Below are 14,651 nucleotides of genomic sequence, written 5' to 3'. Positions count from 1 at the left end.
CCTCTATGCACGAAACGAAAATCGACGCTTGATCCGCCACAATCTCCGTTCTTCCCCTGAGCACCCATGAAATCCAAGACTTTCCCCATCCTCCCGGTCGTCCTCGCAATCGCCGCAGGCGCCCTGGTTCCCAGTTCGATGTCCTTCGCAGCCTCCCACGCCGCCAAGCGTGCAACCCATGCGAAGCCCGCGGCCGCGGCGCCTGCCTCGGCGCCAGTCGCTGGACAGACCGCTGTCGCCGGCGGCGCGCCAGCCATCCCCGCCAAGGCGTGGCTGCTGATGGACTTCGACTCCGGCGAGGTGCTCGCCTCGGCCAACCCCGACGAACCGCTGCCGCCAGCCTCGCTGACCAAGATGATGACCAGTTTCCTGGTCGAACAGGCCCTTCGCTCAGGCAAGCTCAAGAAAGACGACCTTGTGACGGTCAGTCAGAACGCCTGGTGCCGTGGCTCGAGCACCGAGTCATGCATGTACCTGCCGCTGAACAGCCAGGCCACGGTGATCGACATCCTGCGCGGCATCATCGTCCAGTCGGGCAACGACGCGTCCAAGGCGATCGCCGAGCATATGGCCGGCTCCGAAGAGGGCTTCGCCAAGCTCATGAATGCCGAAGCCCAGCGCCTCGGGATGACGCACACGCATTTCATGAACGCGACGGGCCTGCCCGACCCGGAGCACAAGGCATCCGCGCGCGACCTCGCGATCCTGGCGCGTGCGATCATCCGCGACAGCGCCGACTACTACCCGATCTACGCGGAACGCGAGTTCAAGTACAACAATATCAGGCAGGGAAATCGCAATGCCCTGCTCTACACCGATCCAACGGTTGACGGACTGAAGACCGGGCACACCCAGGACGCGGGCTACTGCCTCGTCACTTCGTCCAAGCGCAACGGGATGCGCCTCATCACGGTGATTCTCAACACCAACAGCGCGCAGGCGCGTGCCGACGAGACGCGCACGCTGCTCGGGTGGGGCTTCAGCAACTTCGAGAAGGCCACCCCCATTCAGCCGAACACGGTCGTGACGAAGGCCAAGGTCAGCTTTGGCAAGGTCGACACTGTCGACGCGGCTCTGGGCTCGCCCTGGACGGTGACGGTGCCGCGCGGCCAGCAAGTGAGCACCAATGTGCAGATCAAGCCGGACCTGCAGGCGCCGGTGGCCAAGGGTGCGGTGATCGGCAAGGTGATCGCGGAATCCAACGGCAAGCCGGTGGGAGAAACGCCGCTGATCGCGCAGGCCGAAGTGGAACGCGCGGGGTTCATGCTGCGCACATGGCAGCACGCGGCCAAGTTGTTTGGCAAATGAACTCCTCCAGAGCGCTTGAAGAAATCCTAGCCATCCAAGAGCGCGTCGCGTAAGAACTTGAGCATTCTCGGCCAGGAGTCCTGTCGCGCACGTGCTGTCCCTTCCGGCGTTCCACCCATGTCCATTTCCTCCCCCGACACTGGATGCTTTGACCTGAGTATCGTTGTCGGACCATTTGGCCAAGCAATGCTGTGTCCCGCGCCCGCGTACGCCAGGTGCTCCACGCGGTGGCGGAAGCCGTGCTGCTTGAAGCGCTCTACAGCGAACTCCGTCAGTTCGGTCGACGGCCAAAGTTTGTCGTCGAGGCCGGTAATCATGAGAACAGGCCCGTTGATTTTCTCTACCCGAATGGATGCCTTGCTTGCGTACGCGGCATCCTTCAACGGGATGAAATACCAGTCGAAGCTGTCCTCTCGTGCGCTCCCGTCGGCCAGTGCCCTGTTCCATTGCTCATAGGTAAGCGTCCTGGCGTACGGAATTTCCTGCCCGTTCAGCGTCCAGGCACCGTGCCCGCTTTCAGGGTACGCCGGCCACAGGATGCCGCTGGGCACATAGGCGACCACCGCACGAATTTCGGGGTAGGTCGCACCGAGAAGCAATGCCAACTCGCCGCCTCGCGAGACACCCACGACGCCTATCCTGTTCGCCGCGACGGATGTCTGTGCTGATAGCCATTGCAGCGCCGTGCCGAAGTACTCGAGCGGAATGCGGTCGAGCGTTTGCGGCAAGCCTTCCGCGTTGAAGTACGCCAGCGCGAGTGCTGCGTAGCCATGAGATGCCAACAGGGCTGCCATTTCCTGGGACCAGGCCAATCCTCCGTTGGAACCTCCGACCACGAGCACAGCCCCGCGCGGACCGGGTTGGTCGGGCTCAAACATCTTTCCGAAAAGCCCTCTGTCTCTGACCTCGCGCGTAACAACACCGGGACCGGCGAAAACGCGCCTTATGGGGTGGAAGATGGGCGGTGCGCCGTCCGGCCCTTCTGCGGTGAGCGTTGCCACCAGCGAGTCCTTGCTCATGCCCTCGAAGCCCTTGGCAAGGTCTCCGTGCACCGGCGCACGAGACCAGAAAAGCCCCATCGCATCAACGCCCTGGTACGAGCCCGAAACGGGTGCGTGACCGCTGAGATCCACAACTCCGTTTGAATCTGCCGCAAAGGTGGCACTCGAACACAGAACGACATCGTTGAAGCTACTCCAGAGCTTCAGGGTGATTTGCGCGCCGGGCTGAAGCGTGCAGAACGCGAATGGCAAAGGTCTTGTCGACGAGGCAGGTTTGGGGCAACGTGTCGAACTTCATGGGCCGTATGGGAATGTCGGGTCTTGGCGGTCGCATTCTGCCTGCTGCCCTCTACCGGAACAGGTGAAGAGGACGCGGACGTTTGCTGTTGGCCGCGTTCAATGTTGACCCATGCATCCTGCGTGGGCAAGCCGTTGCCTAGAGGCCAATGGCCAGCTTCGCGATGGGCACCTTTTCACCGATGCCAAACCTCAGCGTGTCGGGAGGCATGTCTTTCGGGCTGGTGAACGTTCGGAACATCCTGTCCCATATCGAGAGCAACACGCCGAAGTTGCTTCCATGGTGCAATGGGTCGTCACTGTGGTGGATGTGATGGCTTTGCGGTGTGACCAGGATCCAGTCAACGCCGCGCAGGCGCCAGCTCACGTTCATGTGCATCCAGCCGTTGGTCATGGCATAGAAGAAGAACAGCCCATTGGCCAGCCAGAATGGAGACACGCCGAGAATCGGGCTCGCAAAGATGTAGGGAAGATTGAATATTGCTTGCTGGAGGATGGAGGTCCTGCTACCCGCCAGCCAGTACATGTGGGTTGGCGAATGGTGCCAGCGGTGCACCCGCCAGAGGGGCTTGAGGTGCACCAGTCGGTGCATCCAGTAGGCGCCAAAATCCGCGACCAAGAGGTAAAGCACCAGCCGCACGGGGAATGGCCAGGCGCCTATTGCTGCGGGCCAAGGGCCATAGACGCCTGTCCAGACATTCAGGTAGCTCGCCACGCGCCGCGTCACGAGTGCGAAGAAAAGAACAGCAATCAAGTCCGCAAGCAAGACCTTGCGCCATTCGATCCGCCGTGCGCCCCAGCGCCACTCGATCCAACCGAATACCGCGACCTGAAACAAGAACAGCAGGCAGAGAAAAATGAACTGCCGCAAGGTAATCATGAATTGACGCCACTGATGTTGAATTGAGAAGACATGCCGGCAACGACAAGAAGAAGCGCGTTCTCGAAGCGAGACTATTCGTGCAAGACTGGCACCGGCATTCTCAACGGTGAATGCCTCCCGACTCTCACGCGATCACGGTGAATACATTGCATGCCTGCCGTGAATCGCCAGTCCCCGATCCGAGCCGGTAGCACGCACCGAGCTGCGAAGGCGTAGCGAACAACGGCGGCGGATGAAGGGCGAGCGAAAGCGCATGACACCGTTTCCAAAGTCGAAGCCGTAGCATGCACGGCTACGGCGTGGGCCCGGCGCGCCGGAGCCAGCCGCGACGGGTCATTTTGGGAAATCTGTCACGGTCGGCCTCGTCGCTGGCGGCCGACCCGCCACGTTTCGTGAGAATTGCGCGCGCTGCTCGCCGTGCTCAACGCCGAACTGGAACGGCGCACCGAGCCGGTCGATGCCGCGATACGTTCGCTGGGCAAGGCCGTCAAGGCCCTCAAGGTGCAGGACGCCCGTTGAAGGAGTCTCACGATGGAGGCGGGGGCGGCTCATGCCGACGGTGTACGCTGCTCCGCAAATGCCCCCCGCCTTCGGCCTCCTTCTTTATTTCGATGCGCAGAGCACACCATCGACGTGATCCGTCACGGCGGTCGTCGATCGGCCGGAACCACCCCTGTGACCCGATGTCCTCGGCACGCGCCCCGAATGTCCAAGCCAGCCAGGGCCCAATCCGTATGGATACACCGCCCGCGTCCCCCCGTCACGCAAGCGCTCGTCACTTGCCCTGCACATTGCCAACGAGTTCTGGCAGCCTCAAGGAACTGCGTCGCGCCTGTTGGGCGCTCGGGTCCAACGACGTCGAGCACTTGCGCACTAACTATGACAGTCGTACTTGTCCAGCAGGTTCAAAGTTGCTGTGCATCTCCGGCGCGCTGTGCTCACGGTTGCTGGCCGCCCATCGAGGGACGCATCCTGAGCGGCTGCTTCGGAGCAATCGCTAGGACCGCATTAGGCCCAAGGACTAAACCGCTCTCGCGGTAGTCCGTCGCTGAGGCCGCGGTAGCTGGCAAACAGTGCGTCCCCGTCTATGTCGAGGAGCGAGGCAATTGGCCTCGTTCTTTCAACACTCCCCCGACACGGCCACCGCAGAGGACCTGCGGCCCTTCCAGTTGCACATGGTCGATCAAGGCGTCTCATCGAACTGGTGATGCCGTATCCGGCGAGCACCACCCTGAAGTCATGACTGGCGTATTGACTGCCCCTGTCGCTATGGAAGATCAACCCTGACTACTTGGCGGGATCCTTCTGGCTCATTCGCCCGGTGGACAGTGCTAAATAGAAAATTCAATCGAATTTTTGGACTCTTCTGATTGACACGCCGAGGACGAAAAATTCACTCTCCATGTGTTCTTCCTTGCTGGCAGAACGAAAAAATCAACTGGAGAAGAAAGTGAATGATTTTGTACGATACGTGCTCTCGATCGTTCTGTTCTGCGCGGCAAATTTGAGTAGCGCCGCCAACCTGCTACCGGGCTATTCGCTATATCCGGGCCAAGGTATCTATTCGGATGATGGTCGCTACCTACTCGTCATGCAGGGCGATGGCAACCTCGTCTATTACAGGACCATCGATGGGGGAGTCCGATGGGCCTCCTACACCAACGGTCGAGGAGGGTATGTGGCGCCAATGCAAGGCGACGGAAATTTTGTTGTATACAACAGCGGGTGGGGCGCCGTCTGGAATTCAGCTACGCAAAATCACCCAGGCGCATACGTCGCGGCTCAGAATGATGGCAATCTCGTTATTTACTGGAACGGACAGGCGCTTTGGAATATCGGCCAAGACCCGGATTTGAATAAGCCGGAACCGAGACGGGCGGGCGATGTGGTAGGCCGCACCCTTGCGAGTTTCATTGCCTTCCCTGGGCATGTTGGTTATTACGACGGAAGCAATATCTACCAAGTGATGAACGAATTGCTGGTCGTGCAATACGTGTCGGTTGCTAATTTCAAGGCAACAGTGGCGTCGCAGGGACCTGCCGCATACTGGGGCGCGGGCTACCCGAACATTCCGTTCTTTTACGTCAAGGGTTGCTTCGAGGTCAATTGCAGAAACAACGCCGGTCAAGTGTTGCATAGCCGTGCCGCCATGAATATGCGCGCATATCAGATATGGAGAATAGGCGCCACCTACACGCTTTCAACCGCAGCAATGCCGGCGCTTCCGGCAGACGCAACCCACGCATTGCAGAGAGGGAAATATCGCTGCGATACCTACGTGTTCGATATCTACAGTATCTTCACTGGCGGTGGTGAAACGGATGTAAAGGGGAACCCGATTCAGTCACATTCCAATTTGCCGTACGAACGATGGATATTTTTCTTACATTCCGACCTGATCGGAGCCATACTTCCTACAGTCATGTTTGATAAGCTGAAAAATTTCCGGGGGTGACCGTATGAAAAAAATTCACTGGACCCTGCTCGGATTGGCTTGTGTTGCGGGAATTCTCTCTCTGTATCGCAACCACTGGCTGGAAGCGCCGCAGGCCGGCCTCTCGACGACGCAGCCAAAGGCCATCTCGGCCCCGGTTGTCAACAACAGCGCGCCGACGACGAACGGCGCCATCGAGTACCGCGCCAACGTGGCAATTGCGGCCTCGAAGATCGACGAGCAAAATCCATTGCGCTTCTATAAGCCGACGACGGGGATCGCTGGGCGCATCGCGTTGGAGGAAATATACGCGAAGGGCATTTCCGCGACCCCCCAGTCCGCAACGCTAGCCCTCGGGCTCTTGCGCGGCGGGAAATTGAGTGACGATGAAAAAATCGCAATGACTTCTATTCTTTCCGCGATTTATAACCGGGAGAACACATCTGGGGCGAATCATGATATCGCGCTCGAATTGAAAAAGATGGCCTCCGATTCCAATAAGAGCGTCGCGCACGATGCAGCCATGTATTATGCTGGCCTGGAGTATATGCCGGGCACTGAGTACGTTTTGAAGGATGCCCTGAAAAGCGGAGCCCTGGACACCGATTCGTATTTTCGCGAAATGGCAAACCTCATCCCAAGCGCGCCACCAGAGAAGCAAAAGGAGTTCCTCGCGGAAATTCGGGCATCGAAGAATCCGCTCGCCTCCTCCGTCCTGGCGAACGCTCTTAATAGCGGCCAGGACTTCAACGCCGCGCCATTCCTGAAATCTTCCGATGACATGGCGAAGCTGCTGCGAGACACCGAGCCTCCGTTCGATGATGCGGTCGGGAAGTTCGGGGGCGTGGATGCCTTGCGCTATGTGGATTGGCTGCGCGCGAGCGCCACAATCGAAAGTGCGAAGACGGGGCGCAGCATGGACGACATCATCGTCTCCAAACTGAGCGAGCCGGGCACCGATGCGCGCAAGACCCTGGTCTATCTGTCTTCGCCCGAGGCGATGCCGCTGCTTGCCGAGGCGGCGCCAGATTCGCAGGTGCAGAAGTTGGCGGCCGTCGCGCGGCTTCATTCCAACCAGAATCCCGGCAATAGCGACATGGCACAACTCGCGGACCAGATTGAGGCCCGCATGAAGAACCCACCACCCCCGACTGCCAAGCCCTTGTTCACCATGCCCACGGGGCCGGTGATGCCTCCAACTTCCACACCCCAAGCGCCGCAGACCATGCCGAGGCAACCCTAAGAACTGATCCGTAAATGAGGTGACCCGGCAGGATGATTTTGCGTAGGGCGATGATGTGGCGGCCAGGTAGTTGAGAGCCAGGAAGGTGTGCTCCAGCTTTTCGTAGCGCCAGCAGTTTCCTGAACCTGTCGAACCCGCCGTGACGTGCTTCGACCACCCAGCGACGGGCCTTCTTCTTCTTCTTCGGATTGCGTTTCTTCTCGTCGACCTCGCTCTTGCGGTCCACCACATGCGCGATGTAGCCATGGGCCAGGATGATCCGCATGGCGTTCGTGCCCCGATATCCGGCATCGGCGCACGGATGCTTGGAACGACGCTGCTTGGGCGTTGCCCGCTTGACCATACTGCCAGCCAGTACCGCCCTCCACTTGCGTCACGTCATTCACGTTGGCCGCGGTCACGACGGGCGACAAGGGGACACCACCCCCGTCCACCAGCAGGTGGAGCAGCCTACTTAATTGGCGGATAGATCCGCGCAGCCCCACGGTCCGCGAGCGCTCGGAGGGCGGATTGGGGTGAACCGGGGCGGGCTCACGCTGACAGTGTGATCCGTCACATCGGTCTTTGATCGACGATCACCACGGAGCGTTTCCCGTGCCGGGGCCACCCGGTGTCCTCGGTACGCGCCCCGAACGCCCCAGGGACCATCGGATGCGGGCCTGGATACCGACCCCGCCCAGGTCCACAATGGCCTCTGACTCAAGGGTTTTCCCCAGCGTCACATACCGGCGCCCACATAAGAGATATGGCGGCGACCGTATGCATGAGGCGCCGCAAAGAACTAACTTCCAGTTGGCCCGATTCTTGATCGCTCCAGAGCGTTGACTAAGACACCCACGAGACCCGCATGACCCCGAGCACCCAACCCATCCGCTTCTTCCACCGCGGCCGGATCGTCGACGTCGGCGGCGTGCATCCGACCCGCTCGGTGCTCGACTGGCTGCGCGAGGATGCCCGCTGCACCGGCACCAAGGAAGGCTGCAACGAGGGCGATTGCGGTGCCTGCACCGTGGTCATCGGCGAGCTGGCCCAGCCCGGCGAAACAAATGCGGTGGGCGGCCTGCGGCTGCAGACGGTCAACGCCTGCATCCAGTTTCTGCCGACGCTGCACGGCAAGGCGCTGTTCACGGTCGAGGACCTGAAGGCGCAGTGCAGCCACGGCCGGGATCCGGCCCAGCACGACAAGCATCCGGTGCAGCGCCTGCACCCCGTGCAACAGGCGATGGTCGACTGCCATGGCTCGCAGTGCGGCTTCTGCACCCCCGGCTTCGTGATGTCGCTGTGGTCGACCTACGAGCATCACCAGGAAGGCGGCAGCCGGCCGACCCGCCAGCAGCTGGCCGACGAGCTGTCGGGCAACCTGTGCCGCTGCACCGGCTACCGGCCGATCCTCGATGCCGGCCAGCGCATGTTCGACCTGCCCGGTGTGCGGCTCGACACCGCGCCCGTGGTCGAGGCCCTGTCCACCCTGAAGCGCGACGGCACCTTCGACTACGCCGCGCCCCTGGGCCAGCGGCTGGACCATTTCCACGCCCCGACCACCCTGGCCGAACTCGCCGCCCTGCGCGAAGCCAAGCCGGGCGCGCAGCTGCTCGCGGGTTCGACCGACGTCGGCCTGTGGGTCAACAAGCAGTTCCGCGATCTCGGCGACATCATTTCGGTGGGCGACGTGGCCGAACTGAAGGTGATCGAGGAGCGCGCAGACGCCCTCTACATCGGCGCCGGCGCCTCGCTCGAGAGCGCCTTCCGCGCGCTGGCGCAGCGCGCGCCCAGCCTGACCGACGTCTGGCTGCGCTTCGCCTCGCCCCCCATCCGCAATGCGGGAACCATGGGCGGCAACGTCGCCAACGGCTCGCCGATCGGCGATTCGCCGCCGGTGCTGATGGCGCTGGATGCCGAGATCGAGCTGCGCCGCGGCGAGCACGTGCGCCGCATGCCGCTGCCTGATTTCTACGTCGACTACATGAAGAACCGGCTCGAGCCCGGCGAGTTCGTGCAGGGCATGTCGGTGCCGCTGGCGGCGCTCCGGCGGCAGGTCAGGGCCTACAAGATCAGCAAGCGCTTCGACTGCGACATCTCGGCCTTGTGCGGCGGCTTCTCGATCGCGCTCGACGGCGATGTGGTCAAGGAAGTGCGCCTCGCCTTCGGCGGCATGGCCGCCACGGTCAAGCGCGCCGCGCGGGCCGAGGCCGCACTGACGGGCAAGCCCTGGACCCAGGCCAGCGTCAACGCCGCGAAGCTCGCGCTGGCGCAGGACTTCAAGCCGCTGACCGACATGCGGGCCAGCGCCGACTACCGCCTGCAGGTGGCGCAGAACCTGCTGCAGCGCCTGTGGCTGGAAACACGCACCACCGACCCGCTGCCGGTGGAAGCCACCAGCGTCTGGAGCGTGATGCCCCATGCCGCCCTCGACGCCGTGCAAGGAGCCTGAAATGAAACTCACCCCCGAAGCGCCTTTCGGCGCCTCCCCCTCAAGGGGGCAACACCAGCGGCCCGGCAAAGCCGGTTCCGCGGTGTTCCTTGCCTTTGATTGCGCCGGTTTCACGGGTCGTGGGGCGCGCCAAGCGCGCTGGAGCAACTGACATGAACAAACCCCTCGACCCCAGCCTGCTCCAGCCCGCGGAAGCCTTCGCGGACTACCTCACGAACGCGGCCGCCCGCATCGACGAGCGCGCCGAGGCCAAGGCGCACGACGACGGTGCGCGGGTGGGCATCAGCCGGCCGCACGAGTCGGCGCAGCTGCACGTGGCCGGCGAAGCGACCTACATCGACGACATCCCGGAACTCGCGGGCACGCTGCACTGCGCGCTGGGCCTCTCGCCCGCGGCCCGCGGCCGCCTGAAGGAGATGAAGCTCGACGCCATTCGTGCGATGCCGGGCGTGGTGGCGGTGCTCACGGCGGCCGACATTCCGGGCAGCAACGACTGCGGCTCGATCGTCCATGACGATCCGATCCTTTGCGGCGGCGACATCCGCTACCTGGGCCAGCCGGTGTTCGCGGTGATCGCCGAGACCCGCGACGCCGCACGCCGCGCCGCGGCCCGCGCCGGCGACGCGCTCGAGATCGACGCCGAAGCGCCGGTGCTGACGCCGCAGGACGCGCACGCCAAGGGCCAGTACGTGGTGCCGCCGATGCACCTGGTGCGCAGCACGAACGAGGGCGGCGCGCAGGCTGCGATCGCGAAGGCGCCGCACCGGCTCAAGGCCGAGCTCGACGTCGGCGGCCAGGAGCAGTTCTACCTCGAAGGCCAGATCAGCTACGCGATCCCGAAGGAGGGCGGCACGATGCACGTGTACTGCTCGACCCAGCATCCGAGCGAGATGCAGCACCTGGTCGCGCACGCGCTGCACCTGCACGCCAACGAGGTCCAGGTCGAGTGCCGGCGCATGGGCGGCGGCTTCGGCGGCAAGGAGTCGCAGTCGGCGCTGTTCGCCTGCGTGGCGGCGGTGGCGGCCAACAAGCTCAGGCGTCCGGTCAAGCTGCGGCTGGACCGCGACGACGACTTCATGATCACCGGCCGGCGCCACTGCTTCTGGTACGAGTACGAGGTCGGCTACGACGACGAGGGCCGCATCCTCGGCGCCGAGATCACGATGGTGTCGCGCGCCGGCCACTCGGCCGACCTGTCGGGCCCGGTGATGACCCGCGCGCTGTGCCACTTCGACAACGCCTACTGGCTGCCCGACGTCGCGATGCACGGCTACTCGGGCAAGACCAACACGCAGAGCAACACGGCCTTCCGCGGCTTCGGCGGCCCGCAAGGCGCGATCGCGATCGAGAACATCCTCGACAGCGTGGCGCGCGAACTGGGCCGCGACCCGCTCGACGTGCGACGCATCAATTTCTACGGCAAGGGCGAGCGCGAAGTCACGCCCTACGGCCAGCGGGTCAGCGACAACATCATCCACGAGCTGGTGGCCGATCTCGAAGTCACCAGCGGCTATCGCGCGCGGCGCGAGGAGATCGCGGCCTTCAATGCGAAGAGCCCGGTGCTCAAGCGCGGCATCGCGCTGGCGCCGCTCAAGTTCGGCATCTCGTTCAACGTCAAGCACTTCAACCAGGCCGGCGCGCTGGTCCATGTCTACACCGACGGCTCGATCCTCGTGAACCATGGCGGCACCGAGATGGGGCAGGGCCTCAACACCAAGGTGGCGCAGGTGGTGGCGCACGAACTCGGCGTCAGCTTCGAGAGCGTGCGGGTCACGGCAACCGACACGCAGAAGGTCGCCAACACCTCGGCGACCGCCGCGTCGACCGGCGCCGACCTCAACGGCAAGGCCGCGCAGGACGCGGCGCGCCAGATCCGCGAGCGGCTGGCCGCCTGCGCCGCGGCGCGCCACGGCGGCGAGGCCGGCGCGGTGCGCTTCGCCAACGACAAGGTCGAAGTCAACGGCCGCACGCTGCCCTTCGCCACCGTGATCGGCGAGGCCTACCTCGACCGCGTGCAGCTCTGGTCCGACGGCTTCTATGCCACGCCGGGGCTCAGCTGGGACAAGGACAAGATGTTCGGCCGCCCGTTCTACTACTTCGCCTACGGCGCGGCGGTGAGCGAGGTGATCGTCGACACGCTGACCGGCGAATGGAAGCTGCTGCGCGCCGACATCCTGCACGACGCCGGCAAGTCGCTGAATCCGGCCGTCGACATCGGCCAGGTCGAGGGCGCCTTCATCCAGGGGATGGGCTGGCTCACGACCGAGGAACTGGTCTGGCACCCGAAGACCGGCCTCCTGACCACCCATGCGCCCAGCACCTACAAGATCCCGACCGCCAACGACTGCCCGCCGGTGTTCAACGTGCGGCTGTTCGAAGGCCAGAACTTCGAGGACTCGATCCACCGCAGCAAGGCGGTCGGCGAGCCGCCGCTCCTGCTGCCGTTCTCGGTCTTCTTCGCGATCCGCGACGCGGTGTCGGCGGTGGGCGGCCACCGGGCCGATCCGCCGCTGCGCGCGCCGGCCACCAGCGAGGCGATCCTGAAGGCGATCACCGCGGTGCAGCAGGCTGCCGCCTGAGGGCGTTTCCATGTGAATGCAGCGCTGTATAACTGCCCGCACATTCCAGACCACGGCGGGCAGACATGAGAGACCAGGCGCTTCTCGACAAGATTGATCTTCATCTCATCCGGGTTCTACACACCGTGCTGACCGACCGCAGCGTCTCGCGTGCCGCCATCCGATTGGGGATGTACCAGCCCGCCGTCTCCGCCGCCCTCAAGCGGCTGCGCGAGCTCTCGGGCGACCCGTTGCTGGTGCGCTCGGGCTCGGGCATGGTGCCGACCGATGCCGGACTGCGCATGATCGAGCCCGCTGCGGCGATCCTGCGCTCGGCCGAGGTGCTGTTCAGCGACGCCCGCGGCTTCGATCCGCAGACCGCGGCCACCACCTTCCGCATCGCCGCCAGCGACTACATGGACCCGCTGTTCCTGCCGATGCTGGTGGCGCAGATCAAGAGCCAGGCGCCGCTGTGCCACATCGAGATCCATCCGCTGTCGTCCGACTCGGACTATCACTCGCACCTGTCGCTCGGGCAGGTCGACCTGGTGATCGGCAACTGGCTCAAGCCGCCGGAGGACCTGCACATGGCGCGCCTGTTCGGCGACGACATCGTTTCGCTGGTCAACAAGGACCATCCGGCGGTGCGCCGCGGCTGGGACCTGGAGAGCTGGCTCGCGGCCGAGCACATCGCGCCGACGCCCACGCATCCGGGGGCGCGCGGGATCATCGACCAGATGCTCGACGAGATGGGGCGGCAGCGCAACATCATGGCGCGCTGCGCCCATTTCGGGCTGATCCCGGACATGGTGGCCTCGAGCCTGCTGGTGCTCACCACCGGGCGCCAGTATTGCGAGCGCTTCCTCGACCGGCTGCCGGTCGCGATCCTCGACTGCCCGGTGCCGCTGCCGCGCCTCATGTACTACCAGCTGTGGCACGAGCGCACCCATTCGTCGAGCTCGGCGCGCTGGCTGCGCGAGCGCACCAAGGCGGTGGCGGCCTCGCTGCGCCCGCCGCCCGCCGCGACCGGACCCGAATAGACCGATTCGTTTGTCGCGCCGGCGTCGCGACCCCTGCAGAAACGCCACGGACCCCAAGAAATGAGACGGAGACACAAGCGATGAACCGGACAGAACAAGTGCTCGACCTCGAGCAGCACGGCAGCGCGCCGCAGCCTTCCGCGGCCGGCTGGGCCGAGCGGATATTCAAGCTCAGGGAGCACAACACCACGGTGCGCACCGAGCTGGTGGCGGGCCTCACGACTTTCCTGACGATGGCCTACATCATCTTCGTCAACCCGTCGATCCTCGGCGACGCGGGGATGCCGAAGGACGCGGTGTTCGTCGCCACCTGCCTGATCGCCGCCCTGGGCACGGGCATCATGGCGCTGTACGCCAACTACCCGATCACGCTGGCGCCGGGCATGGGGCTCAATGCCTATTTCGCCTATGTGGTGGTGCTGCAGATGGGCTTCACCTGGCAGGCGGCGCTGGGGGCGGTGTTCGTCTCGGGCTGCCTGTTCCTGCTGGTCACGGTGTTCAAGCTGCGCGAGCTGATCATCCGCGGCATCCCGCATTCGATCCGGGTGGCCATCACCGTCGGCATCGGGCTCTTCCTGGCGATCATCGCGCTCAAGAGCGCGGGCATCGTGGCGCCGTCCAAGGCGACCTACGTCACGCTCGGCGACCTGCACACGCCCGAGGTGGTGCTGGCGACCCTGGGCTTCTTCCTGATCGTGGTGCTCGACCGGCTCAAGGTGCCGGGGGCGATCCTGATCGGCATCATCGCCGTCACCGTGGCCTCGTTCTTCTTCGCCGGCAACGTCTTCCACGGCATCTTCGCGGCGCCACCCTCGATCGCGCCGACCTTCCTGCAGCTCGACATCAAGGCGGCGCTGTCGGGCGGCATCCTCAACGTGATCCTGGTGTTCTTCCTGGTCGAGCTGTTCGACGCCACCGGCACGCTGATGGGCGTGGCGCGGCGCGCCGGCCTGCTGGTGCCGGCCAAGATGGACCGCCTCAACAAGGCGCTGCTGGCCGACAGCGGCGCGATCTTCGCGGGTTCGCTGCTCGGCACCTCCAGCACCACCGCCTATGTGGAGAGCGCGGCCGGCGTTCAGGCGGGCGGGCGCACCGGCCTCACGGCGCTGACGGTGGCGGTGCTGTTCCTGGCCGCGCTGGTGATTTCGCCCCTGGCCGGCGCGGTGCCGGCCTATGCGACGGCGCCGGCGCTGTTCTTCGTGGCCTGTTTGATGCTTAGGGAATTGACCGAACTCGACTGGGACGACACGACCGAGGTGGTTCCGGCGGCCGTCACGGCGCTGACCATGCCCTTCACCTATTCCATCGCCAATGGCCTGGCGTTCGGCTTCATCACCTATGCGGTGCTCAAGCTGTTCACCGGCCAGGCCACGAAAGTCCACTGGATGGTCTGGCTGATCGGCGGCGTGTTCCTGTTCAAGTTCATCTATATCGGCGGACACTGACGACAATGCGT

Annotated in this window: 10 protein-coding genes and 1 pseudogene; 8 read left to right on the top strand and 3 right to left on the bottom strand. The window is 64.0% G+C overall.

Annotated features, from left to right (window positions below):
* Positions 1-66: 66 nt before the first annotated feature.
* Positions 67-1,308, top strand: a complete 1,242-nt coding sequence (locus tag AC1DYK_RS10510) for a D-alanyl-D-alanine carboxypeptidase family protein (protein WP_478166232.1) — start codon at positions 67-69, stop codon at positions 1,306-1,308.
* 26 nt (positions 1,309-1,334) lie between these two features.
* Here AC1DYK_RS10510 and AC1DYK_RS10505 read toward each other — a convergent pair whose 3' ends face one another.
* Both AC1DYK_RS10505 and AC1DYK_RS10500 read right to left on the bottom strand, forming a co-directional pair.
* Positions 1,335-2,561 carry an acyl-CoA thioester hydrolase/BAAT C-terminal domain-containing protein gene (locus tag AC1DYK_RS10505; protein WP_478166231.1) on the bottom strand — a complete coding sequence of 409 codons (1,227 nt, stop codon included), beginning with the start codon at positions 2,559-2,561 and terminating at the stop codon, positions 1,335-1,337.
* A gap of 184 nt (positions 2,562-2,745) precedes the next feature.
* Positions 2,746-3,486: a sterol desaturase family protein gene (locus AC1DYK_RS10500; RefSeq protein WP_478166230.1), complete on the bottom strand. Its 741-nt coding sequence runs from the start codon at positions 3,484-3,486 to the stop codon at positions 2,746-2,748.
* Between the two features lie 1,405 nt (positions 3,487-4,891).
* Between AC1DYK_RS10500 and AC1DYK_RS10495 the strand changes: the two genes are divergently transcribed.
* Positions 4,892-5,944, top strand: a complete 1,053-nt coding sequence (locus AC1DYK_RS10495) for a hypothetical protein (protein WP_478166229.1) — start codon at positions 4,892-4,894, stop codon at positions 5,942-5,944.
* A 4-nt stretch (positions 5,945-5,948) separates the two neighbouring features.
* Entirely contained in the window at positions 5,949-7,166 is a 1,218-nt protein-coding gene (locus AC1DYK_RS10490; RefSeq protein WP_478166228.1) for a hypothetical protein, read from the top strand.
* A gap of 7 nt (positions 7,167-7,173) precedes the next feature.
* On the opposite strand, the pseudogene AC1DYK_RS10485 reads toward AC1DYK_RS10490, so the two are convergent.
* A pseudogene (locus tag AC1DYK_RS10485) lies at positions 7,174-7,687 on the bottom strand (transposase); the annotation flags it as partial.
* A 326-nt stretch (positions 7,688-8,013) separates the two neighbouring features.
* Here AC1DYK_RS10485 and xdhA point away from each other — a divergent pair.
* The 5 genes from xdhA to AC1DYK_RS10460 all read left to right on the top strand — a co-directional run bounded on the left by xdhA (position 8,014) and on the right by AC1DYK_RS10460 (position 14,640).
* Positions 8,014-9,597, top strand: a complete 1,584-nt coding sequence (gene xdhA, locus AC1DYK_RS10480) for a xanthine dehydrogenase small subunit (RefSeq protein ID WP_478166227.1) — start codon at positions 8,014-8,016, stop codon at positions 9,595-9,597.
* A 1-nt stretch (position 9,598) separates the two neighbouring features.
* Positions 9,599-9,748, top strand: coding sequence for a hypothetical protein (locus tag AC1DYK_RS10475; protein ID WP_478166226.1), 150 nt, complete (start codon positions 9,599-9,601; stop codon positions 9,746-9,748).
* 1 nt (position 9,749) lies between these two features.
* The gene (xdhB, locus tag AC1DYK_RS10470; protein WP_478166225.1) at positions 9,750-12,176 is read left to right on the top strand and encodes a xanthine dehydrogenase molybdopterin binding subunit; all 2,427 of its coding nucleotides are present in this window, start codon (positions 9,750-9,752) and stop codon (positions 12,174-12,176) included.
* A 65-nt stretch (positions 12,177-12,241) separates the two neighbouring features.
* On the top strand, positions 12,242-13,195 hold the full coding sequence (locus AC1DYK_RS10465; protein ID WP_478166224.1) for a LysR family transcriptional regulator: 954 nt from the start codon (positions 12,242-12,244) through the stop codon (positions 13,193-13,195).
* Between the two features lie 80 nt (positions 13,196-13,275).
* Complete coding sequence (locus AC1DYK_RS10460; RefSeq protein ID WP_478166223.1) at positions 13,276-14,640, top strand: NCS2 family permease; 1,365 nt, start codon at positions 13,276-13,278, stop codon at positions 14,638-14,640.
* Positions 14,641-14,651: the final 11 nt, after the last annotated feature.

It is taken from the genome of Variovorax sp. P2_H12 (assembly GCF_056403395.1).
Note: the sequence above shows the minus strand (reverse complement) of the source record. Positions and strands in the feature narration are given on the sequence as shown.